The following is a 24554-nucleotide window of genomic DNA, read 5'->3' on the forward strand; positions in this document are numbered from 1 at the left end:
AAATTCTATCAAGCATTGACCCCTAATCGACGCGCCTCGCGCAGGAGGCTTTCCAATACCGGTGTGTGCGGTTCGCGGTATGGGGCGACCAAACCGACAGAATGGGCAGGTTCGGGACCTGAGAGTGGGATGAGTTTCAAAGGTTTGCCATGGGCGTGAAACCGGGCGGCATCTTCGGGGAGTACCGTCATCCATCCGCCGGTTTCTACGGTCGCCATCAGGACCACGGTAGAGTTCGATTCAATCCAGGCTTCTGGCGTCACATCGACGGCAGCAAAGTTGCGGTTGATGATCCTGCGGTTCTGCATATCTGGGGTCAGCAGGCAAAGTTGTTCGCCCGCCAGTTCTTCCCAGCAGACAGCGTCGCGCGTGGCAAAGCGCGCATTCTCCGCGCAAACCAGCATATAGCGTTCCTCATAAAGTGGCTCTGTGCTGACCCGGCCCATCGGCTCGTTGTCCAGATAGGAAATACCGGCGTCGATATCGAGATTGTCCAGCATGCTCAGGATCTCGACCGAGGTGCGCGACAGAATGGTAAAGCGTACCTTGGGGTGTTTGGCGTTGAACCTATGACAGAGCCGCGCCGCCCATGTCAGCGCCGTCGGGATTGCCGCGATACGCAGTTGACCAGACAAGCCATGTCGTTTGGCGCGCATTTCTTCACGCAATTGCCGGGCGTCGCCGACGATTCGCCGTGCCCAAACCAGCGTCGCCTGCCCCTCTGGAGTGAGGCCGCCGTAGCGTGAGCCGCGAAAAATGAGCTGCACACCCAACTGTTCCTCAAGCTGCTTGATCCCCGCCGAGAGCGACGGTTGTGTGATCCCGATGCTGACCGCCGCACGGCCAAAATGGCCCTCTTTCGCGACAGCAATGAACATCTCCAGCTTATCCAGCATGATAGACCAGTCCTATTAGGTATCGGAGATCTGATAACAAATAGAAATCATGCCGGTAAATCAACCCCGGATTTTCAAGCTAGATACCTCTGCGGCGACCGATTTGGGGCAATCGGCCTTCAGGCCTCCAGCTCAGCATCCCAATATAGAAAATCGAGCCAGCTGTCATGCAGATGGTTCGGAGGAAATTTCCGCCCTTGATTACGCAACTGCTCCGCTTCCGGCATACGGGGTGGTTTGCGCAGGCTCAGACCGGATTGGCGTAGGCTTTTCGACCCTTTGCGCAAATTGCAGGGACTACAGGCCGCGACAACATTCTCCCAGCTTGTGACCCCACCCGAGGCGCGCGGCACAACATGATCAAACGTCAGATCCCCCCTGCCACCGCAATACTGACACATGAATTCGTCCCGCAAGAATAAATTAAAGCGCGTGAAGGCCACGCGCTTTTGGGGTTTCACGTAATCTTTGAGGACGATGACGGAAGGGATGCGTATGGTTGTGCTCGGGCTTCTGACCCACTGGTCGTATTCTGCTACAATATCAACCCGGTCAGACCATGCTGCTTTGATTGCTTCCTGCCATGTCCAGAGCGACAGTGGATAATATGACAGCGGGCGGTAATCGGCATTCAACACAAGCGCCGGGTAATGCCGCAACGCTGCGGGTTCTCTTACAAATTCTGTCCTGAAATCGCCGTCCATCTGACTGACTATCCTCTCACCCCGGTCGTTAGGGGTCTAGGTGCCAGAGCGGGCACCTGACCCCGTCCTGAATCCACTATATATCGCGATTGCAACCTGACAAGTCCGATATGTAGCGCTCGATGAACGGATTTCTAAAGGGACAAAGTAACTGTCCCATGACAACCTGGTCACGCTGCCTCTTCTTCCTCTTCACGCGCTTGCCGTTGCCAGAGTGCCGCGTACCGTCCCTGCCGCGCCAGAAGATCGGAATGTGTTCCCTGCTCAACCACAACACCTTGATCCAAAACGACAATTTTATCTGCGTTGGCCACAGTGGACAATCTGTGCGCAATCATGATGACCGTGCGCCCCTCTGCCGCAAGCGCCAAGGCGCCCTGGATATCCCGCTCTGTTTGGGTGTCGAGTGCACTGGTCGCCTCGTCCAGGAGCAGGATCGGTGGATTCTTGAGCAAAGTGCGCGCAATACCGACGCGCTGCTTTTCGCCGCCCGAAAGTTTCAGGCCTCTCTCGCCCACCTGCGTGGCATAGCCTTCAGGTAAACTGGCAATGAAATCATGGATTTGAGCCGCGCGCGCTGCGTCCTCTATCTCTGACTGCGTGGCACCGGCGCGCCCGTAGCCAATATTATAGCCGATTGTATCGTTGAAAAGCACCGTATCTTGCGGAACAACGCCTATCGCCGCATGCAGGCTTTCTTGGGTCACGTCACGCACATCTCGACCGTCGATCAGCACACGCCCCGCCTGAACATCGTAGAAGCGAAAGAGCAAGCGCCCAATCGTCGACTTGCCCGAGCCCGAAGGACCCACAACTGCGACCGTCTGCCCGGCTGGCACATCAAGCGTCACACCTCTGAGAATGGGCCGATTTGCGTCATATCCAAAATCAATGCCTTCCAATCGAACAGACGCCACCTTCACTTTTAGAACATCTGCGTCAGACTTATCCTTTACATCTGGATTCTGCTCTAACAAATCGAACATTTCAGCCATATCAACCAGAGCCTGACGTATTTCACGATAGACCGTCCCCAAGAAGTTGAGTGGCATCGTGATTTGCACCATATAGGCATTGACCATGACGAAATCGCCAACGGTCATCTGTCCGGATTGCACGCCGATTGCCGCCATCACCATCACGATGACCAACCCGCCCGTGATGATCAGGGATTGACCAAAGTTGAGGAAGGCCAGTGAATAGGAGGTCTGGAGCGCAGCCTGCTCATACCCGGCCATGGCTGCATCATATCGGCTCGCCTCGCGCCCCTCTGCTCCGAAATACTTGACCGTTTCAAAATTGAGCAGACTGTCGATCGCCTTTTGATTGGCGTCGGTATCCTGATCGTTCATCTCTTTGCGCAGACGCACCCGCCACTCGGTTACCTTGAAGGTAAAGGCGATATAGGTTCCGATCACTGCCACGACCACGACCAGATACCAGATGTCAAAAACGACCGCGAGAACCACGCCGATCAGCAACAGTTCCAACGCCAATGGACCAATCGAAAACAGGAGAAACCGCAGCAGAAACTCCACCCCCTTGACCCCGCGCTCAATAATCCGGCTGAGACCACCGGTCTTGCGGGTGATGTGGTAACGCATTGACATCGCGTGAATATGTTGAAAAGTTTGCAGTGCAAGCGCGCGCAGGGCACGCTGTGCAACGCGCGCGAAAATCACGTCACGGAGTTGTTGAAAACCAACTGTCATCAGCCGCGCCATGCCATAGGCAACGGTTAGACCAACGGCACCTGCACCCAGCATCCAAGCTGCGGATTGTCCCTCGCCCGCCAGCATATCGACCGCTGCTTTGTAGAAAAATGGTGTGCCGACACCAATCAGTTTCGCGACCAAAAGGGCGATCAGCGCAAAAACAACGCGGCGTTTAACCCAAGGCTGATCTGCGGGCCAGAGATAGGGGGCGACGCGCCTGACCGTGCGCCAGCCATTGGCGGGCGTGTCTGAGGTGGTAATGCTGGCGTGACGCATGAGCTAGCCTTTTCAATCACTTGTCTCAGAGATAGCTCTGAGCCACAAGGATTGCCAGTCTGCTCTAGCGTGGCAGTGTAAAGACCTGCCCCGGATAGATCAGGTCCGGATCGCGAATGCGGTCGCGGTTGGCCTCATAGACCCGGACATAGAGCAGACCCTCACCATAAGTCTCTCGCGAAATTGCCCAGAGGGTAGAGCCGGGTTGCACCGTGACCGCGCGGATGGAACTGATATCTGCGGTTTGAGCCTCGGCCAAGACGCGTTGATCCTCGCGCTTGAATGGGGTTTCAACTCTCGACGTGACAGCTCCCTCAGCGTCGACCTCGTCGACACGCAGGGTGTAGACGCCCGTATCAACCTCTGGCAACGCCGTGGTCCATTCGCCATCGGGCGTGACCTGCGACGTGGTGACGGGATCATTGTCGAGGTAAATTCGAACAAATCCAGTACCTTGGGCACGCCCAGACAGCTCGACCTCGCCATCGGACGAATAGGTGATCGCGTCCAGAGCAACGTTCGCCATTACATCGGGGGACGCATTCGAGGATGGTGTCTGCAAGACCCGCACGCCGGTTTCGTCGGTCAGGAGAACGGTTTGCGGGCTGTCGGTCTCGCTCAGTTGCGCGGAGGATGTTGCGTCGGCAGCGACAGGTTGCGGCTCGGGCATTGGCGCGACGGAGGGGTTGGCAGAGATGTCCGGCGCAACCTCGGGAGTGGGCGCGATGATGATCTCGTCTTGCGAGGCGATTTCCTGGCCAGAAGGGTCAGAGCGCATCTTCAGTGACAGAACACGCGGCGAGGAGCTTGCGGGGAGATCGAGGAACTGGACGAATTTCCCTGCATTATCAGAGAGTACAAAGCCCATGTTCACGTCGTCCAGCATAATCGAGACATTCCATCCCGGCTCTGCCTGACCGGCGATGATCATCTGACCGTTGGGTTCCAGACGAAAAGTGTCGATCGCCGGTGGCGCGGGCATCGGTGGGGTTGCAAGGGAGTCGGGCGCGGTCGCGATCGGGGCTTGCGCGGTTTCAACGCTGGGGATCGGTAAGGGCCCAGGGTCTGGCTGTGCGCGGAAATAAAGTGCCGCAATCAGCGCGCCTAGAACGGTCAGCCCGCCAAGACCCATCGCCGATCCAGAACCTAAACCGCCGAAATTGCTCATCTTTCTTACATCCCCATGCCCCGACATTATGTCAGGTTGCTCAAGAATAGCAACAAGGCTATCACGGGTCAAAACAACCCTGCATCAGCCCGGAGTGATTTCATGTCAGCGCGTTCCGTCTGTGTCTTTTGCGGCGCACGTGCCGGGAATAACCCAAGATATATGGAGGATGCATCCGGCACAGGCCAGATGTTGGCCGAAAACGGCTGGCGGCTGGTTTATGGTGCGGGGGATGTAGGCTTGATGGGGGCCACGGCGCGGGCGGCGCAGGCGGCGGGCGGGGAAACCTTTGGCGTCATTCCTGCACATCTGGTGGCTTGGGAAGTGGGCAAACGGGACCTGACACAATATGTTGTGACCGAGACCATGCATGAACGCAAGAAGGTGATGTATATGAACTCGGACGCCATCGTGGTTCTACCCGGTGGCGCGGGATCGCTGGATGAGTTTTTCGAAGTGCTGACATGGCGGCAGCTTGGGCTGCATCAGAAACCTATTTTTCTTTTGAATACAGAAGATTACTGGACACCTCTCACGCAACTTCTGGAGCATGTCGTGACCCAAGGGTTTGCCGAGGACAACGTGAAATCCTTTGTGCAAGCCATTGATACGGTTCAGGATTTGAGGATCGCCCTGCGAGCCGCCCTGTCCTGACGCAGGCTCGCGGTGGTGTAAATCGCCAAGGCGGTCCAGATCATGCCAAAGGCGATGGCATGCCAGAAGCTGAAGACTTCACGAAATAATACTGTTGCAACAAGGAATTGCAGGCTGGGGTTCAGGTATTGCACCAGTCCCACGGTGGCCAGTGTGATGCGTTTTGTCGCGTAACTGAACATGATCAGCGGTGTGGCGGTCAGGATACCGGAGAAGGCGAGGAGCAGGCTGTCGTGCCAATTGGTGCCAAAGGCACCGTGCCCGTCTGAGTGAAACCACCACAAAACCCCCAAGGCGATGGGCGACAAGAGCATGACTTCGGCTGTGACCGAGACCACGGGTCCGATGGAAAGTCCTTTTTTTACAAGACCGTAGAGACCAAAGCTGGAAGCCAGAACAAGGGCGATCCAAGGCGGGACACCCAAGCCGATGGTGAGGGTGATGACCGCCGTCGCGGCCAAGGCTACGGCAAAAAGTTGAGCCTTTCCAAGGCGTTCGCGAAAGGCGATGGCACCCAAGAGCACCGCCACCAGGGGGAAAATGTAATAGCCAAGCGACGCTTCAACCGCCTTACCGATCTGGATAGAGGTGATGAACACGAACCAGTTGGTCGAGATCATCAGCGCCGCAAAACCGATCAGGAACACCGAGCGCCGCGCGCCAAGTGCTTGGCCGAGAACGGAAATTCTCCCTTGTATCAAAAGGACGAGCGAGAAAAAGATGCATGACCAAAGGGTTCGGTGGGCCAGAATTTCGATGGGGGGAATGTGATCGAGCAGCTTGTAATAGATGCCTGAGAGTCCCCAGACCGTGCAGGTGGCGACCATCGCAAGGATGCCTTTGGTCGCGTCGCGCATGTGCCTGATGCCTCCTGAAAACCGTCCCCGGAGTGCTGCCGCATGCGGCGCGGAGGGGCAAGGTGAAAATGTACAGCATGTACGGAATGTACGCGGTTTTCGTACACAGGTTCAGCCGACTGCGGATAGGCCATGAAAAAGCCCCATCGGCGGCTGCCGACGGGGCTGAAAACCTGACACGCTCCGCTTGGATCACATCCGCGAGGCGACGTTTTCCCAGTTGACCAGATTGTCGAGGAAGTTGGTCAGATAGGCCGGGCGCTTGTTCCGGAAGTCGATGTAGTAGGAGTGCTCCCACACGTCGCAGCCCAGAAGCGCTGTCTGGCCAAAGCAGAGCGGGTTGACGCCATTCTCGGTCTTGGTGACCTTGAGGCTGCCGTCCTTGTCCTTGACGAGCCAGGCCCAACCAGAACCGAACTGACCGGCGCCAGCGGCGGAGAACGCCTCTTTGAATTTGTCGACCGAACCAAAGCTCTCGGTGATCGCCTTTTCCAAGGCTCCGGGCATGCCGGTCTTGGTCGGGCTCATCATTTCCCAGAACTGGTTGTGGTTCCAGAGCTGGCTGATGTTGTTGAAGATGCCCGATTGCGCCACAGCGGATTTGTCGTAGGTTCCGGTGATGATCTCTTCCAGCGACTTGCCATCCCATTCGGTGCCGGCAATCAGCTTGTTGCCGTTGTCGACATAGGCCTTGTGGTGGAGGTCGTGGTGATATTCGAGCGTTTCGGCGGACATGCCATGCGCGGCGAGCGCGTCATGGGCATAGGGAAGGTCGGGAAGTTCAAAAGCCATTTGGGCCCCCTTGTTCGTTTGCAGTCATATCGGATGCCCCCTACATGGTGGCCGGATTGCGCAAAGGTCAACCCCGCGGTCAGAGTTTTTCAGTCAGGATTGGCGGATCAGGCGTAAAGACCGACCTCGCCACCGGGCTGGGCAGAGGCCTTGAGGAGCTCAAAGGCATAGTCTGCAACCGACCGGAAGCAGATGAGGTGGAAGGTGCCGGTCTCGTCGAGCCAGAAGGCGGCAGGAACCTGCGCCATGCGGGTGCGGCGGAACATGCCGGGGATGAATACCTCGGGCGAGAGATCGACCGGGCAGACCTTGGCCAGAACCTCGCGCGTGCCCTTGCCGGAGATACGCAGAAAGGTGCGGGCGTCCGAAACATTGACGGCGAGAAAATGCTGACCCTTGAGCGCCTTTTCGACGGCGGCAAGCCGCGCGCCCACTTCGGCATAGGGGCACAGGAGCAGGAGTTCGTCGGGCGACATCCAGAGGGCGGCGGTGCCCTGCCCCATCAGCGCCTGACGCTGAGCGGGCACGTCAAGGCCGGTGGCGGATTTGACCGCCGCCTTGACCCCTGCGCTGGCGAGATCACCGCGCATGGTGATCATGCCGGTCAGACCCTGATCCGCGATGGTGGCAAAGCCTTGATAGTTGGCCCCGTTGAGGGCGGTCACGGCGTTAGACATTCTGTTTCTCCCCGTCCTTGTCGAAGAAAATCGGATCGACGATCTTGGCCTTTATGATGCCGCCATCGACCTTTGGGAAATCGAGCACATCGCCCATTCGATCAGGGCCGTTGTGAACCAGACCCATGGCAATCCCGCGTCCGAGGGTGGGCGAGTAATAGGTCGAGGTCACGCGGCCTTGGGTCTTGCGCTGGCCGTTGGCATTGTGGCCGGGCGCGGTGGCATAGGCGCCATCGGGCAGGACCGAGCCATCGAGCGTTTCCAGACCCACGAGTTTCCAGCGGTTGGGATCGGCCATATGCGAGCGTTCCTGCGCGCGTTTGCCAAGGTAGTCATCTTTTTTCTTGGAAATCGCCCAGCCCATGTTGAGGTCTTGGGGGATCACCGTGCCGTCGGTTTCATCACCGATCATGATGAAGCCCTTTTCGGCGCGCATGACGTGCAGGCCTTCGGTGCCGTAGGGCGTCACGCCATGCTCTGCCCCGGCGTCCAACAGCGCATCCCAGAGGGCGCGACCATGGCTGGCGGGGACGGCGATTTCATAGCTCAACTCGCCCGAGAAGGAGATGCGATAGGCGCGCACCGGCATATCGGCCAGTGTGAGATCGGCCCAGCCCATGAAAGGCAGCGCGTCATTGCTGAGGTCATCGGTGGTCAGTTTCGCGAGGGTCTCGCGGGCTTTGGGGCCGACAACGGCGATTTGCGCATATTGCTCGGTCACGTTGGCGGTATAGACCTTCCAGTCCCACCACTCGCATTGCAGCCAATCCTCCATATGCCCGTGGATCGATTCCGCGCCGCCGGTGGTCGTGTGGCAGAGGAACGTATCCTCGTCGATACGCGCCACGACGCCGTCATCCATGAGGAAGCCGTTTTCGTTGCACATGAGGCCATAGCGGCATTTGCCGGGTTTCAGGCTGCTCATGACATTGGTGTAGAGCATGTCGAGGAATTTGCCCGCGTCCGGCCCCTTGACGATGATCTTGCCGAGCGTTGAGGCATCAAGCAGGCTTAGGCGGGACCGCGTCTGGTTGATCTCGCGGGTCACGGCGTCGCGGTGGGTTTCCTCGCCCTTGGGGAAGCAATAGGGGCGGCGCCATTGGCCGACGGGTTCGAAATGAGCGCCATTGGCCTCGTGCCAGCCGTGGATCGGGGTTTTGCGGATCGGCTGGAAAATCTCGTCCCGCGCTGACCCGGCGATGGCCGATAGGGAAATCGGCGTATAGGGCGGGCGGAAGGTGGTGGTGCCGGTCTGCGGGATCGGTTGGCCAAGGGCATCCGAGAGAATCGCCAAGCCATTGATATTGCTGAGCTTGCCCTGATCTGTGGCCATGCCGAGCGTGGTGTAACGCTTGGCGTGTTCGACGCTCTCGTAGCCTTCGCGGGCGGCCAACTGGACGTCGGAGACCTTTACATCGTTCTGGTAATCGAGCCAGGATTTCATCCGCAGCTTGATATTCGCGCCTTGCGGCATGAGCCAGACCGCCTCAAGCGCCGCCTCGTCGGTGGCACTGGCTGTGGGGGCCTTGGTCGATTTGGGCGTGTGGCCCATAGCCTTGGCCGCCGTTTTACCTGCGGTGTCGGCGTCTGTGAGCGTGGCCGCCAGATCGAGATAGCCATTGGCCGATCCCGCGACGACCACAAACGCCTCTCCTTTCGCGCCGCGCGGGGGATTGGCGGGGTCGGGGCGGAAATGCGCCTGTGCGTTGTCCCAGAGGAGTTTGCCGCCGCAATGGGACCAGAGGTGAACCACCGGCGACCAGCCGCCGGACATGGCGACCGCATCGCATTTGATCTCTTCCAGCACAGCGCCTTCGCCGGCTTGGGCGCAGATGGCCACGCCGGTGACGCGCTTGCCACCTTTGACCTTTGCGATGCCCTTGCCATTCTCAACCCGGATGCCAAGCGCGCGGGCCTCTGCCGCCAGAGCGCCGCCGCCCTGCTGGCGGGCGTCGAGGATGGCGGGGATTTCGAGGCCGAATTTCTTGAGCGTGATGGCAGTGCGGTAGGCGTCATCGTTATTGGTGACAACGACGGTGCGGTCGCCGATGGAGACACCATAATTGACCGCATAGTCGCGGATGGCAGAGGCCAGCATGACGCCGGGAATGTCATTGCCTGCGAAGCTGAGCGGGCGCTCAATGGCACCGGTGGCGGTGATGATTTGCCCCGCGCGGATACGCCAGAGACGGTGGCGCGGCGCATTGGTGCCGGGGGTGTGATCGCTCACCCGCTCGTAACCCAAGAGATAGCCGTGGTCATAGACCCCTGCCCCCATAGAGCGCAAACGCAGGGTGACATTGGGCATGTCGCGGAGTTTGGCGAGGGTGGCGGTGATCCAATCCTCGGCGGGTTGGCCGTCAATCTCGCCGCCGTCTACAGGCGCGCGGCCGCCCCAATGGGCGGTTTGCTCCATCAAGAGCACCTTTGCCCCGGCCTCTGCCGCAGCAAGCGCCGCTTGCAGACCCGCCACGCCGCCGCCGATCACGGCCACGTCGCAGAAGAAATAGAAATGCTCGTAGCGGTCGGGGTCGCCGGGGTTGCTGGCGCGGCCCAAGCCCGCTGATTGGCGGATGAACGGCTCGTAGATGTGTTTCCAAAAGGGGCGCGGGTGGATGAACATCTTGTAATAGAAGCCCGCAGGCAGGAAGCGCGCGAGATGGGTGTTGACCGCGCCAATGTCGAAATCGAGGTTCGGCCAGTGGTTCTGGGAGGTGCAGGTCAGACCGTCGAACAGCTCGGTCGTGGTGACGCGCTGGTTGGGTTCCATGCGCGGCCCCTCGCCCAGATGGACGAGCGCGTTCGGCTCTTCCGCGCCAGAGGCCACGATACCGCGCGGGCGGTGGTATTTGAACGAGCGCCCGACCAGCATCTGGTCATTGGCCAGAAGCGCGGAGGCGAGCGTGTCGCCGGCATGGCCCTTGAGGCGCTTGCCGTTGAAGGTGAAGTGAAGGGCGCGGCCCTTGTCGAGGAGGCGGCCACCCTTGGCCAGACGCGTGCTCATGTCTTAAACCCTCGTGCCCGGTGCGGGCGTGGTGTTGTGAGTATTTTTAGAAAGGTGAATGGTCATGCGAAGTCGCGCCATGTCCAGCCGGGACGTTTGGCGGTGATCGCATCGCGGATGTGCTGGGGCGGCTCATAGGTCTGGGCGGGATAGGTGCCGTAGACCTCGAGCGTCACGGTATCGCGGGCCATGATGAACCACTTGCCGCAGCCGTTGTTATGCCGCCAGCGTTCGAAATGTGCGCCTTTGGGGTTTTCCTTGGCGAACATATAGGTGTGGAAGTCATCATCGGCAGAGCCGGGGCCGAAACGCTTGAGATGCGCCTCGCCGCCCTGGTGGAATTCGGTCTCTTCGCCCGTGACGCCGCAGCAGGGGCAGGTGAGGATCAGCATGGGTCAAGTCCTCCTTAGTGGGCGACGCCAGCGGCGACGGATTCATCAATAAATCGGCCCTGATAGAAGCGGTCGAGGCCGAATTCGTCGCAGAGCGGGGAGTGGCCCTTGGCCATCAGTTCGGCAAAGCCCCAGCCGGAGCCGGGAATGGCCTTGAAGCCGCCGGTGCCCCAGCCGCAGTTGATGAAGATGCCATCGACGGGGGTTTTGCTGAGGATCGGCGAGCGGTCGCCGGTGACGTCGACGATGCCGCCCCATTGGCGCAGCATCTTGAGGCGGGCGACCATCGGGAAGGTCTCGATCAGGGCGCGGACGGTTTCTTCGACATGGTGGAAGGAGCCGCGTTGCGTGTAGTTGTTATAGCCGTCGGTGCCGCCGCCGATGACCATCTCGCCCTTGTCGGATTGCGACATGTAGCCATGCACGGTGTTGGCCATGACGACGCAATCCATGCAGGGTTTGATCGGCTCGGAGACCAGCGCCTGAAGGGCGACGGATTCGATGGGCAGGCGGAAGCCGGCCATGTCGGCGAGGTGGCCGGAGTGGCCCGCGACGACAATCCCGAGTTTGTCGCAGCCGATGTCGCCACGATTGGTGGTGACGCCCGTCACGCGGCCATTCTCGCGGGAAATGCCGGTGACTTCGCATTTTTGCAGGATGTGCATGCCCATGGCGGAACAGGCGCGGGCATAGCCCCATGCGACCGCATCGTGCCGCGCCGTGCCGCCGCGCGCCTGATAGAGGCCGCCCAAGACGGGATAGCGCGGGCCGTCGAGATTGATGATCGGGACAATCTCCTTGACGCGGGCGGGCGAGATGAATTCGGTCGAGACCCCTTGCAGGGCGTTGGCATGCGCCGTGCGCTGATAGCCGCGCACTTCGTGTTCGGTCTGGGCCAGCATGATCAGGCCACGGGGTGAGAACATGATGTTGTAGTTGAGATCCTGTGAGAGGGTCTCATACAGCGAGCGCGATTTCTCGTAGATCGCGGCGGAGGGGTCTTGCAGGTAGTTGGAGCGGATGATGGTGGTGTTGCGGCCCGTGTTGCCGCCACCGAGCCAGCCCTTTTCCAGCACCGCGACATTGGTGATGCCGAAATTCTTGCCCAGATAATAGGCCGTGGCCAAGCCATGACCGCCTGCGCCGACGATGATGACATCGTATTTCTTTTTCGGCTCGGGCGAGGCCCAGGCCCGCTCCCATCCCATGTGGTGGCGGAGCGCCTCTCGGGCGACGGCAAAGGCGGAATAGTGTTTCATGCGCGCTCTCTGGAGTTGGCTGGATTCGGGCTTGGATGCGAGTGATACCGTAATGCGTCAGGTGGCCGGTTGAAAGGATACTCCGGGCGGCGGAAACGGTATCAATAGCGACATTGCGACATCGGGGCGCGGGCTGGGCGCGGGGATGTGACCGCTTGGGCCTTTTTTCCGGGCGCGCGGACGGTTACATGAGGACAACACAGAAGGAAAAGACATGGGTTTCTGGATCATCGTTGCGGCATTGGCGATCGGCGTGGGGGCTGTTCTGGGCCTCGTCCTGCTGCGCGGGCGCGTCGGCGAAGCGCCGCCTGCGGCCTATGATTTGCAGGTTTACCGGGATCAGTTGAAGGAAATCGAACGTGACACCGCGCGCGGTGTGATTGCGCCTGAGGATGCCGAGCGGCTGCGCTCGGAGATTTCGCGCAAGGTGTTGGCGGCGGATGCGCAATTGCGTCAGGGTGGCGAGAGCGGCGGGCAGCCGCGCGGCGCAGGGATGGTGATGGCCGGGGTGATCGTGGCGGTGATCGCGGGCGGTGGTGTGGTGATCTATGACCGGGTCGGCGCGCCGGGCTATGAGGATTTGCCGATGGCGGCGCGGATCGCCGCCTCGGATGCGGCGCGGGCGACGCGGCTGGATCAGGCGGCGGCGGAAGAGCGGTTTGGCCCCGGTGAGGGCGGCGTACCCGAGGGCACGAACGAAGACTATCTCAAACTGATCGAGCAGTTGCGCAAGACCGTGGCAGAGCGACCCGAGGACCAACAGGGGCTGCGCTTTCTGGTGCGCAGCGAGGCCGCGCTTGGGAATATGGTCGCCGCGCGCACGGCGCAGCAGCGATTGATTGCCGTCAAGGGTGCGACAGCCACGGCGGCCGATCATGCGATGCTGGCGGATCTGATGATCAACGCAAGCGGCGGCTATGTCTCGTCCGAGGCTGAACAGGTGCTGCGTGCCGCGCTGGAGAAGGACGGGCGCGAACCGTCCGCACGGTTCTATCTTGGGCTTTACATGATGCAGGTGGACCGGCCCGATGCGGCGTTCCGGCTGTGGGAGGCGCTGCTCGATGAGAGCACGCCGGAGGCCCCTTGGGTGCCCGCAATCCGGGCGCAGATCGAGGACTTGGCAGCGCGCGCCGGGGTGCGCTATACGCTGCCGCCCGAGGCGGGTGCGCCGGGGCCGACTGCGGCGGATATCGCCGCCGCCCAAGACATGGACCCCGAGGCACAGCAAGAGATGATCCGGGGCATGGTCGCGGGATTGGCGGAGCGATTGGCCAACGAAGGCGGCACCGAACAGGATTGGGCGCGGCTGATCAGTGCGTACGGCGTGCTGGGTGAGCAAGACAAGGCGCAAGAGATCTGGGCCGAGGCGCAGGCGGTCTTTGCCGATGAGCCGGAGCGGTTGGCGTTGGTGCGGGCAGCGGCGAACGCTGCGGGTGTGGCGGAATGATCTTTGAGGAGATTGCGGGTTTTGCCGGGGCATTGCCGCGCGGCCGTGCGATCATGGGGCTCGATCTTGGGACCAAGACGATTGGCGTGGCGCTGTCGGATCGGCTCTGGTCGGTGGCGAGCCCGCATGAAACCGTCAAGCGGGTGAAGTTCACGGAGGATGCCGCGCGCTTGTTCGACATCATGACGGGGCGCGACGTGGGCGGGATCATTCTTGGCCTGCCGCGGAACATGGACGGGAGTGAAGGGCCGCGCGCCCAATCCACCCGCGCCTTTGCCCGCAATCTGTCACGTTTGACGGACGCGCCCATCGGCTATTGGGACGAGCGTTTGTCGACGGTGGCGGCCGAAAGAGCGCTTCTCGAGGCGGATGCGACACGAAAGCGTCGCATGCAGGTGATCGACAACATCGCGGCGGCCTATATCCTGCAAGGGGTGTTGGACCGGATGAGCCATATGAGGGCTGAGCATGACAGATGAGAGCCCATGGGTGCGAAACGAGGTTGAGAGCCCCTGCGTCAAGATCTGTGTGGTGCATCCCGAGGCGCGGGTCTGTACGGGATGTCTGCGCTCGATCGACGAAATCACCCGATGGACCAAGATGTCACCTGACGAGCGGCGCGAGATCATGGAGGCCCTGCCCGACCGCGCCGGATTGCTGCGCAAGCGTCGGGGCGGGCGCGCGGGGCGTGTGGGCCGGGCCTGATCCGTCCAGTCTCAGACAGATCCGCCTGAGCCATGCCACCCGCGCAGAGCGGGGTTGCATACTGTGGTATGGAAAATTGCTGCAACGCAGTATATTTATGCTGCATACGCGGCATATTCATTCGGCAACCTCAGGAGAGTTCAGCCATGGCTTATTCGTCCCACAGCACTGTTTCGGCACCGGCTCTCGGGAATTTCGCCCGTCTCGCGCTTGCGCCGCTGCGATTGATCGACGGGTTTTTCCAGTCCGTGGTTGCTGCAAACCGCTTTGCCCATGATGTTGAAATCCTGTCGATGGCAAGCGATGCCAAGCTGACCAAACTGGGTCTGAAGCGCGAAACATTGGTTGCTGATCTGGCAGAGCGTTCGGATTTTTTCCGCGCCGCCTGATCGCTACCCACGAGTTATGGATTAGAAAACGCCCCGGAAATCTCTGGGGCGTTTTTGTTTCGAAGATAATTTCGGGACCAAGCCTCGGAGAGGTGCCGCCCGGCGCGCGCTAATGCGTCCAGACCTGACGGCGGCTGGTGGCGAAGTTGTCGCCATAGCCACCGGGGCGGATATTGGGTTTGCGGGCGTGCGGTTCCTGAACCACGGCGTCGATGCCTTGATCCTTGGCATATTGCAGCGCCGCTTCCTTGGATTCGAACCGCAATCTGACCTGCGCCTGCGTATCCGCGTTCGAGGTCCAGCCCATCAGCGGATCAACCTCACGCGCCGTCTCGGACACGAATTCCAGCACCCAATGCCGCGTCTTGGCGGTGCCGGATTGCATGGCGTTTCGGGCCGGTTTGTAGATGCGTGCGGGCATGTGGCTCTCCGTGATTGATCGCTACGGTCTTATCCCAAATCGGGCCGGGCGCGGCAAGAGGCGAATAGCCGCGCTCAGGCGGCCTCGCCATCGGTGAATTGCAGGCGCGCGAGGCGGGCATAGAGACCGTTTTCAGCCACCAGACTGTCATGCGTGCCCTGCGCCACGATCCGGCCCTGATCCATGACCACAATGCGATCGGCCTTTTTCACTGTCGCCAACCGATGCGCCACGATGATCGTGGTCCGCGTGCGGGCCATCGTCTCGACCGCGCGTTGCACGGCACGCTCGCTTTCGGCATCGAGCGCGCTTGTGGCCTCGTCCAAGAGCAGCACCGCCGCGTCGCGCAGGATGGCGCGGGCGATGGCGATCCGTTGCTTTTGTCCACCCGAGAGCATCACACCGCGCTCGCCCACATAGGTGTCATACCCCTCGGGCAAGGCCGAGATGAAATCATGCGCGGCCGCCGCGCGCGCTGCGGCCTCAATCTCGGCATCGGTGGCGTCGAGCCGTCCGAAACGGATGTTCTCGCGCGCCGACGCGGCAAAGATCACCGGGTCTTGAGGCACCAGTGCCAGATCTCGGCGGAACTCGTGCCGTGCCATATCGGCCAAGGGCACGCCATCCAGCGTGATGCGCCCGGCATCCGGGTCATAGAATCGCTGGATCAGCTGAATAACGCTGGTCTTGCCCGCGCCCGAGGGGCCGACAAGGGCCACGGTCTCGCCGGGGCGGATGGTCAGGCTCACATGATCCAGGGCCGCGATGCCGGGCCGCGACGGATAGGTGAATTGCACATCCTCAAAGGCAATCTCGCCCCGCACCGGGCGCGGCACAGCCACAGGGCGGGCAGGATCGCGCACCGGGTCTTCGGCTTGCAGCAACTCGACCAGACGCTCTGTCGCTCCGGCCGCGCGCTGCAACTCGCCCCAGATCTCCGAGAGTGCTGCCACCGCGCCTGCGACCATCACCGCATAGATCACGAATTGCACGAGACTGCCCGCGGTCATTTCGCCGGCGCGCACATCGCGTGCGCCGATCCAGAGCACACCGACAATGCCGGTGAAGACGAGAAAGATCACGATCACCGTCATCAAGGCACGGGTGTTCACACGGCGGCGCGCCGCGTCATGGCTGCGCTCCGTCACATCGGCAAAGCGCGCGCGGGTCTCACCTTCATGGGTAAAGGCCTGCACGGTCTGCACCGACAGGAGCGCCTCAGAGGCATTGCCGGAGCTATTGGCGATCCAGTCCTGATTCTCGCGGCTGAGCACGCGCATCCGCCGTCCGAGGGTCAGAATGGGCACGATGACCAGCGGCACGATGAGCAGCACAAGGCCGGTCAGCTTGGCCGAGGTCAACAGCATCAGCCCCATGCCGCCCACAAGGATGAGCAGATTGCGCAGGGCGATGGAAATGGATGAGCCAATCACCGAGAGAATGAGCGTGGTGTCCGTGGTGATGCGGCTCAGCACCTCGCCGGTCATGAGTTTCTCGAAAAAGGCGGGGCTCATGCCAATCACCCGGTCGAACACGCCCTTGCGGATATCGGCGACGACACGTTCGCCCAACCGCGTGACCAGGAGATAGCGCAGGCCGGTGCCCACCGCCAAAAGCGCCGCGATGAGCAACGCCGCCCCGAAATACTGATCGAGGATGGCTCCGTTATCCGCATTGAAGTTGTCCACCACACGGCGCACCGCCAAGGGTAAAATCAGCGCGACGCTGGCCGTCACCACCAGGGCCAGTATGGCTGCGGCCAACAAGCGCCGGTAGGGACGCAGGAACGGCCACAATTCGGCCAGCGCGCCCACACGTTTCGATTTCTCGCGATCTAGCAGATCAGCGCCGTTTTCGGCTCTGCGCACCATAGGTCTTAATTCCTCACCATTTGGCAACGGTTCTTGGCGGGCGTTGACGCCCGGGTCAAGGGGACAGATCAGCCGCAGGGCGTATTCGCTGGGACGAGGATGGAGCGGGCGGCGGGAATCGAACCCGCGTCTCTTGCTTGGAAGGCAAGGGTCTTACCATTACACAACGCCCGCACTCGGGGCGTAACTAGTTGAGCCGCGCGCGAGGGTCAAGACCATCCAGGCATTGGTCTGCACTGCGCGCAGCCGCCCTCGCCCGCTTGATCCCACGTCGCAAAAGCGCCAGAGTGCGCTCAAGGCCGCATCAAGTCGGTTCCCATCCAGGACTGGCCAGACGGGCCGGATTTTCAGAGAGCAGACATATGGCCATTCCCGATACCCTCGCCGCCCGACTGATCGAAACAGTCAAGAGCCACGATCTGGGCGGCAAGTTTCTGATGCTGGGGCGGCAGCGATGGATCGGGTCGCGGCGCGGCGCGTCGTCGCGGGTGTTCACTCAGGTGATGGCGGACCATATGCCGGGCGTGAGCGAGGCCGATCTCATCCCCGAGGGCGAGACCTATTCGGAAGGATTCTTTGGGAAACTGGGGTTTGAGTCGGTCGACTCGATGGATTTCTCGGATTTCGAGAAAGCGAGCATCATTCAGGATCTGAGTGCGGACCTGCCCAAGAAGCTGGAGCGCAAATTCGACGTGATTTATGACGGCGGCACGTGTGAGCATATCTTTGATCTGCCCACCGCCTATCGCAACATCCACAAGATGCTGAAACCCGGCGGCGTGCTGATCGGGCACAGCCCGTGCAACAATTGGGTCAACCATTCCTTTTACCAGATCAACCCCGAGATGGTGTATGGCTTCTGGGAGGCGACGCTGGGCTATGAGGTGCTCCATTGTGCGCTGCAACCGATCAAACCCGCCCATGCGCGCAAGGTGGTGACGACCACCAATCCCAATGTGACCGGCAAGCGCCCGCGCCTGTCGGGATCTCTGGCCGAGGGCGGGATCATCCTCGACTATGCGGTGCGCAAACCGAAACGCTCGACCAAATCGGCGGATAAGGTCTATCAATCCGATTATGTCAATCGCTGGACCGCGCCGGAGGCGGACGGCGAGGAGGACGCGGCCTGAGGCGTGAAAGCGTTTCGGATAGCGGTGGTCCTGCGCTAGTCTGGTCTTGGCTGACAGACAAAGGACACGCCCGATGACCGATACAAACGACCCGCTCCCTGACTTGCGTGATTTGCCGTTCGACATCGACCTGCGCCGCCTCAATCTGGGCGTTGGCTATGTGGCGCTTGGCCTGCCGGTGTCGCTTGGGCTGGCGTCGATCCTGACCAACACCTGCTTCAACGCCTCGATCAGCCATTATTATTTCAGCCGCATCGGGGGGGATATCCTCGTGGGCGCGCTCAGTTTTATCGGGCTCTTGCTGATGTTCTTTTACAGCTTTCGCGCGCCGGGGCGCGAGGGCTGCTTGGGCTGGCATTGGTATGACGTGGCGCTGCTCAAGCTCGCTGGGGTGGCTGCGGTTATCGTGGCCTTTGTGCCCACAACCGGGTCTGGCTGTGCCTATACCGGCGAGGTGGCGCGCGTGTTCCTGACCAATGCCAGCGGCTCAGAGGGGTTCCACCCGCCGGGCGGCACGGTCGACGGCACGATCAGCTATGATTTCTGGGCCAGTTTTGCCGCTATCGGCCCGGATGTGCCCACAGCCCTTCAAATGATGCATTTCGGGGCGGCGGGGGTGATGTTTCTCGTGTTGGGGTATTTCTCGACTTTTGTCTTTACCCGCGAGAATACGACCACCGCGCGGCTTGCTGGCAACCGCAAGGACCGACGCAATCGGTGGTATCGCATGCTTGGGCGGATCATCTTTGCCGTGGTGGGGGTGTTGGCGGTCAAGGCGGCGCTGCTCGAGATGATCCTACCGCTTGCTTTTGCGCAGAACATCGAAGCTTTGTGGGACAGCCTGCGCCTGACCTTCCTGTTTGAATCTCTCGGGCTTTGCGCCTTTGGCCTCAGTTGGATGATCAAGGGACGGTTCCTCACTGCCTTTGAGGATGCCGCCGCCCTGCCTCAGGCGCGTGCGGCGTAGAGCGCCACGGCGGCCGCGTTCGACACGTTGAGCGAGCCGAAATCGCTGGCGAACTCAATCCGCACCAGCGCATCGCAGACCTCGCGCGTGCGCTCTCGAAGGCCCGGCCCTTCGGCCCCAAGCACAAGGGCCACGGGCCGGTCGCGCCGCCCCTCCATGGCGGCCTCGATGGTCATCTCCGCCTCACCGGCCAGTCCCAGCACCAGATACCCCATCGCCTGCAACTCGATGATGGCGTCTGCCAGATTGCGCACCCGCAGATAGGGCTGCCGCTCCAGCGCGCCGCTGGCGGTCTTGGCGAGCGCCCCGGTCTCGGGGGCGGCGTGGTGGCGGGGGGCGATGACCGCCCGCGCGCCGAACACCTCTGCGGAGCGCAGGATCGCGCCCACGTTATGCGGGTCCGTCACCCGGTCCAGGAGCACCACACGGGGGGCTGTGCGTCCGTCGCCAAGACAGACCTCGCCCATCGGTCCCCAATCGAGCGGCTTGACCTCGAGCGCGGCCCCCTGATGCACGGAACCGGGATCAAGCGGCGCGTTGAATTTGCGCGGATCAACCTCTTCCGGGGTGATCCCGCTCGCGGCAATCGCCGCCTCCAGCTTGTCCGCGGCATTCTTTGTGACGATCAGGCGCAGCTTTTCACGGGATGGATTCTCCAGCGCGTCGCGCACCGCGTGCAGCCCAAAAAGCCACACGGTCTCAGAGGCCGACGCCCGTTTGGCCTGTTCCTTGTCGATCACCCAACGGGGTTTTTTCATGGCTATAAGGCCCCTCTTTTCCGGCCCGCGACAATGCGACGGGCAGGCATGGCTTGCAAGCGATTTTCCGGTTGACGCAGCATGCAGCCACTAGTAATCAGCCCCCCACGCCAGACGCGCAAGCGCTGGACAGTGGGCGACAGGCCGCAAGGTGTGGCAGGGGACTGTAACTCCCTCGCGGAGACGCACGCCAGGTTCGATTCCTGGGTCGCCCACCACTCTGACCCTCTCAAATTTCGACTGCATTTTCGGTTTTTTTGGCCGCTGGCATGTGCTTTGCGTTGACGCAGGCGGTTCGATCTCTAGTTTAAATTGCGTGGATGGCGCGATTGGCGCCCTGCATGCTTGATTGACGCAGTTGGGAGAGAGCCTTTCATGTGCCAGATTTGCAGCCATACCGATACCCCGCCCCACGCCGCCCTTGATTGCTGTCTCTGCGGAGCGCCGACGACACAGGCGGCCTTTGCCCGGATTGAGGCGGATCTCAACCGCCGCGAGATGCTGGGCGGGACGGCGGCACTCCTTGGTCTCTACGCGGGCTTTGGTCTTGCGCCACGTAAGGCGCGGGCGCAGACGCCCGGACGCCCGCTGTTGCTGAGCAATCTGCGTTATTTCGACGGTCACGGCCCCGCGTTGACCCAAGGACGCGACATTCTGATCGAGGGCGCGCGGATCACCGGCCTGCCTGCCGCTGGACAGGGACCAAGCGAGGCGGAGCGCATCGACTGTGGTGGACGGGCGGTCATTCCGGGCCTGATCGACGCGCATTGGCACAGCACGCTGGTCGGTGTGACCCAGCTTCAGGCGATGACAGCGGATATCGGTTTCGTGCACCTGATGGCAGGGCGCGAGGCGGACGCGACGCTTATGCGCGGATTTACCTCGGTGCGCGACACCGGCGGACCGGCCTTTGGCCTGAAACTGGCGATTGACCGAGGCGCGCTTAGCGGTCCGCGCATCCTTGCCTCTGGCGCGATGCTGTCGCAGACCTCGGGACATGGCGATTTTCGCATGATTTCGGAATTGCCCCGCGCCGACGGCGACCTGAGCTATACCGAGAAGGTTGGCGTGGTTGCGATCGCCGACGGGCGCACTGAGATCTTGCGCCGCACCCGCGAGCAACTGATGAAGGGCGCGAGCCAGATCAAGATCATGGCCGGGGGTGGTGTCACCTCGCTCTATGATCCGCTTGAGAGCCTGCAATATACCGAGGATGAAATGCGCGCTGCCGTCGAGGCCGCGTCGGATTGGGGCACCTATGTTTGCGCCCATGTCTATACGCCCAAGGGCATCCAGCGCGCCCTGCGCGCCGGGGTGAAATCCATTGAACACGGGCAATTGGCGGATCTCGAAACCGTGCGGATGATGCGCGATGCAGGCGCGTGGTGGTCAATCCAGCCGTTCTTGATGGATGAGGATGCCAATCCCCGCACTGATCCCGTGCAACGCGCCAAGCAGGAAGAGGTGTCCGCAGGCACAGAGCGGGCATTTGAGCTGGGCCGCGCCGAAGGGGTCAACATGGCCTTTGGCACCGACGTTCTGATGAACCCCGCAGGGGCCAGCAGTCAGGGGCGGCAACTGGCCAAGCTGAGCCGGTTCATGCCCCCGCTTGAGGCCTTGCGCATGGCGACGGGGGCGGCGGGCGAATTGCTGGCCCTGTCGGGGGACCGTGCGGGTTATGAGGGGCGGTTGGGCGTGATCGACGTGGGGGCCATGGCCGATCTTCTGGTTGTCGAGGGTGAGCCGGAAGCTGGGCTCGACTGGCTGGATACGCCCGAGCAAAGTCTTGCGATGATCGTCAAAGGCGGGTCCATCGTGAAAGACCGGCTCTGATGTGGGCGCGGGTTTTGGCCCTGCTCGCGATCCTGAGCCTTGCTGCGCCGGCGCGTGCGCAGGACTGGAGCGCCCAGATCACGCCCTACGCCTGGGGGACGGGTGTTGGTGGCACGATCATGCCACTTGCGGGCGGCCCGTCATTGCGGTTTGACGAGGGGCTGTCGGATGTTCTCGAAGATCTCGACGCGGCGTTGTTTCTCACGGGGTATGCCCGCTATCAGCAGTTCGTGGTGATGGGGGACATTTCGCATTCGGCCAGTTCGCGGAGCGGGATCGTGCCACTGCCAGCCCCTGCCCCCGGCCTGCCCGCGCAGGGCCGGATTGAGCAAACCTCACTGACACTCACCGCAGGCTACCGGGCACTGACGACGCCCGATGCGGCGGTCGATTTCATGGTCGGTTTGCGCCACTGGGAGGTCGAGGGGCGCGCGACGACGCCGGTGCCGGGCCTTGCCGCCGGGATCGACGTGAGCTTTACTGATCCGATCCTGGCCGCACGCACCAATATCCGCCTCTCGGACCGCTGGTCCTTTATCGGCTATGCCGATGTCGGCGGTTTTGGTGCGGGATCTGACATGACGTCCCAACTGGTGGGCACGCTCAACTGGCAGGCCAATGACCGGCTCTGGCTCTCGGCGGGTTACCGGCATCTTTATGTGGATTACAGCAAGAATGGCCGAAAATTCGACGCGACATTCTCTGGCCCGCTTGCCGGTTTGACCCTGCGCTTTTGATCCATGCGGCGCGCCGCCCTGCGATAACCGCTTTATCTGGACGGTGGAAAACCCCATAGTGGCGGCGGCAGTCAGGCAGGATCACGACAAGAATGACCCCCAAGACACAGGTTCCCAAGACAGAGGCGCCTCAGAGCTACAATATCCTGATCGTCGGTCAGGCCGGTCGTTTGCAATACGAGGCCATTCTCTTTGCCGCGTCGCTGCGGGCCACCTCGCCCGAGTTTCCGGGGCGTCTTTTTGTGGCGGAGCCGCAGCCGGGGCCGCTGTGGCGGGATGACCCGCGCATCAAGGACGAGGACAGTCGAGCGCTCTTGACCGATCTCGGCGCGGAATTCCTGGCTTTTGAGAGCCGTCATTTCGGCGCGGCCTATCCCTATGGAAACAAGATCGAGGCGCTGTTCGCCTTGCCCAAGGGGGAGCCCTTTGTGTTTTTCGACACTGATACGTTGATCTGTGGTGATCTTGCGTCGGTGCCGTTCGATTTCAGTCGCCCCACCGCGTCGCTGCGCCGTGAAGGCACATGGCCGCAGATCGAGCTCTATGGGCCAACCCATACCCAGATTTGGAAATCTCTCTACGACAAGTTTGGCATTGAGTTCGAAACCTCGCTCGATCATGGCCAGCCCGAGGGCTACTGGCAACGCTATCTTTATTTCAACGCCGGCTTCTTTTTCTACCAATGCCCGCATGTCTTTGGTCAACGGTTTCTCGATTACGCGCTCGGCATCCGCGATGACGCGCCGCGCGAGTTGATCTGCCAATCGCTCGATCCCTGGCTCGATCAGGTGGCGCTGCCCCTAGTGATCCATTCGCTTGGGGGTGGGCGCGACACGCTGCCGCCCGGCCTTTTGGATGGTGCGGTCAGTTGTCATTACCGGCTCTTGCCGCTGCTCTATGCGCGCGAGGCCGATCATGTGGTCAACGTCCTGCAAGACGTGACCGCCCCCAACAAGATCAAGCGCGTGCTCAAGGCTTACGATCCCGCCAAGCGGATGATCTATCAGGGGAGGGGATTGAAGGTGCGGGCGCTCTTTGACCAAGACGACCTGCCACGCCGCGAGCAGGTGATCCGCAACACGATCAAGCGGAACGGATTCTGGATGCGTTGAGGGGCAAGCAACCGACGCGGTCAGGCACCCCCCCTCAGTCCACGCGCGCGTTATTCTGCCGAATCGGCCGGGGTGGCGTTGAGCAGGCCATACCGCTCGGCGCCCAATTTATCGAAGAGGTCGATCTGCGTTTCGAGGTAATCAATATGCCCCTCCTCATCCGCGATCAATTCTTCAAAGAGGTTCTTTGACACGTAATCCGCCACGCTTTCGCAACGGCCGCGCGCCTCGATATAGAGCGTGCGCGCGTCGTGTTCGGCGGCCAGGTCGGCCTCGAGCGTCTCGCGCAAATTCTCTCCGATCCTGAGCGAGTCCAGCTTTTGCAGGTTTGGATGCCCGCCCAGAAAGATGATCCGCGCAATCAGCTTGTCGGCGTGTTGCATCTCTTCGATGCTTTCCTCGCGGGATTTGGCGGCAATGCGGCCATATCCCCAATCCTCCTGCAAGCGGTAGTGCAGCCAGTATTGGCTGACCGCTGTCAACTCACTCCTGAGTGCCTGATTGAGATAGTCGATGACCTTGGCGTCGCCTTTCATATGCGTCTCCCTGTGTGGTCGCGCGGCGAAGTCCGCGCAGGTGCATAGGTATGCTCAGGCTATCCGCTTGACGCATGGTGTCAATAAAGAGTGGCAGACATCCGCCACAATCAGCCCGCTTGCCCAAGGTGCGGTATACTTTGCCGGGGGTGATCAGCGTGTCCGGATCGGCCGCGCGCATCCAGTCGATGGCCCGGTGAATATCGGTATCGGTGATGGACATACAGTGACAGATCATCATGGCCAGTTCCCCT

General features: G+C 61.3%; 25 protein-coding genes and 2 tRNA genes. 11 read left to right on the forward strand and 16 right to left on the reverse strand.

Features of this window, described 5'->3' with window-relative positions:
- Positions 1-8: 8 nt before the first annotated feature.
- From VR71_RS05765 to VR71_RS05780, 4 genes are all read right to left on the reverse strand, one after another.
- Positions 9-896, reverse strand: a complete 888-nt coding sequence (locus tag VR71_RS05765; protein WP_009819573.1) for a LysR family transcriptional regulator — start codon at positions 894-896, stop codon at positions 9-11.
- Positions 897-1015: 119 nt separating this feature from the next.
- A complete protein-coding gene (locus VR71_RS05770; RefSeq protein ID WP_040650796.1) occupies positions 1016-1600 on the reverse strand; it encodes an HNH endonuclease in 585 nt (194 codons plus the stop codon).
- Between the two features lie 170 nt (positions 1601-1770).
- Positions 1771-3591, reverse strand: a complete 1821-nt coding sequence (locus VR71_RS05775) for an ABC transporter ATP-binding protein/permease (RefSeq protein ID WP_009819571.1) — start codon at positions 3589-3591, stop codon at positions 1771-1773.
- Positions 3592-3655: 64 nt separating this feature from the next.
- Entirely contained in the window at positions 3656-4759 is a 1104-nt protein-coding gene (locus tag VR71_RS05780; protein ID WP_296429945.1) for a LysM peptidoglycan-binding domain-containing protein, read from the reverse strand.
- Positions 4760-4861: 102 nt separating this feature from the next.
- Between VR71_RS05780 and VR71_RS05785 the strand changes: the two genes are divergently transcribed.
- On the forward strand, positions 4862-5413 hold the full coding sequence (locus VR71_RS05785) for a TIGR00730 family Rossman fold protein (protein WP_040651788.1): 552 nt from the start codon (positions 4862-4864) through the stop codon (positions 5411-5413).
- Here VR71_RS05785 and rarD read toward each other — a convergent pair.
- The 6 genes from rarD to VR71_RS05815 all read right to left on the reverse strand — a co-directional run bounded on the left by rarD (position 5374) and on the right by VR71_RS05815 (position 12394).
- A complete protein-coding gene (gene rarD, locus VR71_RS05790) occupies positions 5374-6270 on the reverse strand; it encodes an EamA family transporter RarD (RefSeq protein ID WP_045682017.1) in 897 nt (298 codons plus the stop codon). The two genes, VR71_RS05785 and rarD, sit on opposite strands and share 40 nt — an antisense overlap.
- Before the next feature lie 192 nt (positions 6271-6462).
- Entirely contained in the window at positions 6463-7062 is a 600-nt protein-coding gene (locus VR71_RS05795; protein WP_009819567.1) for a superoxide dismutase, read from the reverse strand.
- Positions 7063-7169: 107 nt separating this feature from the next.
- Positions 7170-7739 (reverse strand): sarcosine oxidase subunit gamma, encoded by a 570-nt coding sequence (locus VR71_RS05800; protein ID WP_045682019.1) that lies wholly within the window; start codon positions 7737-7739, stop codon positions 7170-7172.
- Entirely contained in the window at positions 7732-10743 is a 3012-nt protein-coding gene (locus VR71_RS05805) for a sarcosine oxidase subunit alpha family protein (protein ID WP_045682021.1), read from the reverse strand. The genes VR71_RS05800 and VR71_RS05805 overlap by 8 nt, the downstream gene beginning before the upstream one ends.
- Positions 10744-10805: 62 nt before the next feature.
- Positions 10806-11135 carry a sarcosine oxidase subunit delta gene (locus VR71_RS05810; protein ID WP_045682022.1) on the reverse strand — a complete coding sequence of 110 codons (330 nt, stop codon included), beginning with the start codon at positions 11133-11135 and terminating at the stop codon, positions 10806-10808.
- Between the two features lie 14 nt (positions 11136-11149).
- Positions 11150-12394, reverse strand: coding sequence for a sarcosine oxidase subunit beta family protein (locus tag VR71_RS05815; protein ID WP_045682023.1), 1245 nt, complete (start codon positions 12392-12394; stop codon positions 11150-11152).
- Positions 12395-12608: 214 nt separating this feature from the next.
- Here VR71_RS05815 and ccmI point away from each other — a divergent pair, with 214 nt between their 5' ends.
- From ccmI to VR71_RS05835, 4 genes are all read left to right on the forward strand, one after another.
- The gene (gene ccmI / locus VR71_RS05820; RefSeq protein WP_045682024.1) at positions 12609-13841 is read left to right on the forward strand and encodes a c-type cytochrome biogenesis protein CcmI; all 1233 of its coding nucleotides are present in this window, start codon (positions 12609-12611) and stop codon (positions 13839-13841) included.
- Complete coding sequence (gene ruvX / locus VR71_RS05825) at positions 13838-14320, forward strand: Holliday junction resolvase RuvX (RefSeq protein WP_009819561.1); 483 nt, start codon at positions 13838-13840, stop codon at positions 14318-14320. The genes ccmI and ruvX overlap by 4 nt, the downstream gene beginning before the upstream one ends.
- Positions 14310-14546: a DUF1289 domain-containing protein gene (locus VR71_RS05830; RefSeq protein ID WP_045682025.1), complete on the forward strand. Its 237-nt coding sequence runs from the start codon at positions 14310-14312 to the stop codon at positions 14544-14546. The genes ruvX and VR71_RS05830 overlap by 11 nt, the downstream gene beginning before the upstream one ends.
- Before the next feature lie 146 nt (positions 14547-14692).
- The gene (locus VR71_RS05835) at positions 14693-14935 is read left to right on the forward strand and encodes a hypothetical protein (protein WP_045682026.1); all 243 of its coding nucleotides are present in this window, start codon (positions 14693-14695) and stop codon (positions 14933-14935) included.
- A 109-nt stretch (positions 14936-15044) separates the two neighbouring features.
- Here the strand turns inward: VR71_RS05835 and VR71_RS05840 are convergent, their stop codons facing one another.
- From VR71_RS05840 to VR71_RS05850, 3 genes are all read right to left on the reverse strand, one after another.
- Positions 15045-15356: an ETC complex I subunit gene (locus VR71_RS05840; protein ID WP_009819558.1), complete on the reverse strand. Its 312-nt coding sequence runs from the start codon at positions 15354-15356 to the stop codon at positions 15045-15047.
- A gap of 74 nt (positions 15357-15430) precedes the next feature.
- Positions 15431-17227, reverse strand: a complete 1797-nt coding sequence (locus VR71_RS05845; protein ID WP_045682027.1) for an ABC transporter transmembrane domain-containing protein — start codon at positions 17225-17227, stop codon at positions 15431-15433.
- 100 nt (positions 17228-17327) lie between these two features.
- Positions 17328-17401 (reverse strand) — tRNA-Gly (locus VR71_RS05850).
- A 188-nt stretch (positions 17402-17589) separates the two neighbouring features.
- Here VR71_RS05850 and VR71_RS05855 point away from each other — a divergent pair.
- Both VR71_RS05855 and VR71_RS05860 read left to right on the forward strand, forming a co-directional pair.
- Positions 17590-18357: a class I SAM-dependent methyltransferase gene (locus VR71_RS05855; RefSeq protein ID WP_045682028.1), complete on the forward strand. Its 768-nt coding sequence runs from the start codon at positions 17590-17592 to the stop codon at positions 18355-18357.
- 73 nt (positions 18358-18430) lie between these two features.
- Entirely contained in the window at positions 18431-19324 is an 894-nt protein-coding gene (locus tag VR71_RS05860) for a hypothetical protein (protein ID WP_045682030.1), read from the forward strand.
- Here the strand turns inward: VR71_RS05860 and rlmB are convergent.
- Complete coding sequence (gene rlmB, locus VR71_RS05865) at positions 19306-20082, reverse strand: 23S rRNA (guanosine(2251)-2'-O)-methyltransferase RlmB (protein ID WP_045682032.1); 777 nt, start codon at positions 20080-20082, stop codon at positions 19306-19308. The genes VR71_RS05860 and rlmB overlap by 19 nt on opposite strands.
- A gap of 134 nt (positions 20083-20216) precedes the next feature.
- Here rlmB and VR71_RS24695 point away from each other — a divergent pair.
- The 4 genes from VR71_RS24695 (at position 20217) to VR71_RS05880 (ending at position 23764) form a co-directional block, all read left to right on the forward strand.
- Positions 20217-20300 (forward strand) — tRNA-Tyr (locus VR71_RS24695).
- Between the two features lie 157 nt (positions 20301-20457).
- Positions 20458-21915 (forward strand): amidohydrolase family protein, encoded by a 1458-nt coding sequence (locus VR71_RS05870; protein ID WP_045682034.1) that lies wholly within the window; start codon positions 20458-20460, stop codon positions 21913-21915.
- On the forward strand, positions 21915-22652 hold the full coding sequence (locus VR71_RS05875) for a hypothetical protein (RefSeq protein WP_045682036.1): 738 nt from the start codon (positions 21915-21917) through the stop codon (positions 22650-22652). Before VR71_RS05870 ends, VR71_RS05875 begins: the two co-directional genes overlap by 1 nt.
- Before the next feature lie 92 nt (positions 22653-22744).
- Positions 22745-23764 (forward strand): hypothetical protein, encoded by a 1020-nt coding sequence (locus VR71_RS05880; RefSeq protein WP_045682037.1) that lies wholly within the window; start codon positions 22745-22747, stop codon positions 23762-23764.
- A gap of 50 nt (positions 23765-23814) precedes the next feature.
- Here VR71_RS05880 and bfr read toward each other — a convergent pair whose 3' ends face one another.
- Together bfr and VR71_RS24700 are read right to left on the reverse strand one after the other, a co-directional pair.
- Entirely contained in the window at positions 23815-24300 is a 486-nt protein-coding gene (gene bfr / locus VR71_RS05885) for a bacterioferritin (protein WP_045682039.1), read from the reverse strand.
- Positions 24248-24541 carry a bacterioferritin-associated ferredoxin gene (locus VR71_RS24700; protein WP_083781571.1) on the reverse strand — a complete coding sequence of 98 codons (294 nt, stop codon included), beginning with the start codon at positions 24539-24541 and terminating at the stop codon, positions 24248-24250. Before VR71_RS24700 ends, bfr begins: the two co-directional genes overlap by 53 nt.
- Positions 24542-24554 lie beyond the last annotated feature (13 nt).

This window comes from Roseovarius sp. BRH_c41 (genome assembly GCF_000961715.1).
Classification (GTDB): domain Bacteria; phylum Pseudomonadota; class Alphaproteobacteria; order Rhodobacterales; family Rhodobacteraceae; genus Roseovarius.

Coding starts and splice junctions, on each gene's coding strand:
- VR71_RS05765 (WP_009819573.1), bottom strand. CDS start 896: ATGCTGGATAAGCTGGAGATGTTCATTGCTGTCGCGAAAGAGGGCCAT.
- VR71_RS05770 (WP_040650796.1), bottom strand. CDS start 1,600: ATGGACGGCGATTTCAGGACAGAATTTGTAAGAGAACCCGCAGCGTTG.
- VR71_RS05775 (WP_009819571.1), bottom strand. CDS start 3,591: ATGCGTCACGCCAGCATTACCACCTCAGACACGCCCGCCAATGGCTGG.
- VR71_RS05780 (WP_296429945.1), bottom strand. CDS start 4,759: ATGAGCAATTTCGGCGGTTTAGGTTCTGGATCGGCGATGGGTCTTGGC.
- VR71_RS05785 (WP_040651788.1), top strand. CDS start 4,862: ATGTCAGCGCGTTCCGTCTGTGTCTTTTGCGGCGCACGTGCCGGGAAT.
- rarD (WP_045682017.1), bottom strand. CDS start 6,270: ATGCGCGACGCGACCAAAGGCATCCTTGCGATGGTCGCCACCTGCACG.
- VR71_RS05795 (WP_009819567.1), bottom strand. CDS start 7,062: ATGGCTTTTGAACTTCCCGACCTTCCCTATGCCCATGACGCGCTCGCC.
- VR71_RS05800 (WP_045682019.1), bottom strand. CDS start 7,739: ATGTCTAACGCCGTGACCGCCCTCAACGGGGCCAACTATCAAGGCTTT.
- VR71_RS05805 (WP_045682021.1), bottom strand. CDS start 10,743: ATGAGCACGCGTCTGGCCAAGGGTGGCCGCCTCCTCGACAAGGGCCGC.
- VR71_RS05810 (WP_045682022.1), bottom strand. CDS start 11,135: ATGCTGATCCTCACCTGCCCCTGCTGCGGCGTCACGGGCGAAGAGACC.
- VR71_RS05815 (WP_045682023.1), bottom strand. CDS start 12,394: ATGAAACACTATTCCGCCTTTGCCGTCGCCCGAGAGGCGCTCCGCCAC.
- ccmI (WP_045682024.1), top strand. CDS start 12,609: ATGGGTTTCTGGATCATCGTTGCGGCATTGGCGATCGGCGTGGGGGCT.
- ruvX (WP_009819561.1), top strand. CDS start 13,838: ATGATCTTTGAGGAGATTGCGGGTTTTGCCGGGGCATTGCCGCGCGGC.
- VR71_RS05830 (WP_045682025.1), top strand. CDS start 14,310: ATGACAGATGAGAGCCCATGGGTGCGAAACGAGGTTGAGAGCCCCTGC.
- VR71_RS05835 (WP_045682026.1), top strand. CDS start 14,693: ATGGCTTATTCGTCCCACAGCACTGTTTCGGCACCGGCTCTCGGGAAT.
- VR71_RS05840 (WP_009819558.1), bottom strand. CDS start 15,356: ATGCCCGCACGCATCTACAAACCGGCCCGAAACGCCATGCAATCCGGC.
- VR71_RS05845 (WP_045682027.1), bottom strand. CDS start 17,227: ATGGTGCGCAGAGCCGAAAACGGCGCTGATCTGCTAGATCGCGAGAAA.
- VR71_RS05855 (WP_045682028.1), top strand. CDS start 17,590: ATGGCCATTCCCGATACCCTCGCCGCCCGACTGATCGAAACAGTCAAG.
- VR71_RS05860 (WP_045682030.1), top strand. CDS start 18,431: ATGACCGATACAAACGACCCGCTCCCTGACTTGCGTGATTTGCCGTTC.
- rlmB (WP_045682032.1), bottom strand. CDS start 20,082: ATGAAAAAACCCCGTTGGGTGATCGACAAGGAACAGGCCAAACGGGCG.
- VR71_RS05870 (WP_045682034.1), top strand. CDS start 20,458: ATGTGCCAGATTTGCAGCCATACCGATACCCCGCCCCACGCCGCCCTT.
- VR71_RS05875 (WP_045682036.1), top strand. CDS start 21,915: ATGTGGGCGCGGGTTTTGGCCCTGCTCGCGATCCTGAGCCTTGCTGCG.
- VR71_RS05880 (WP_045682037.1), top strand. CDS start 22,745: ATGACCCCCAAGACACAGGTTCCCAAGACAGAGGCGCCTCAGAGCTAC.
- bfr (WP_045682039.1), bottom strand. CDS start 24,300: ATGAAAGGCGACGCCAAGGTCATCGACTATCTCAATCAGGCACTCAGG.
- VR71_RS24700 (WP_083781571.1), bottom strand. CDS start 24,541: ATGATGATCTGTCACTGTATGTCCATCACCGATACCGATATTCACCGG.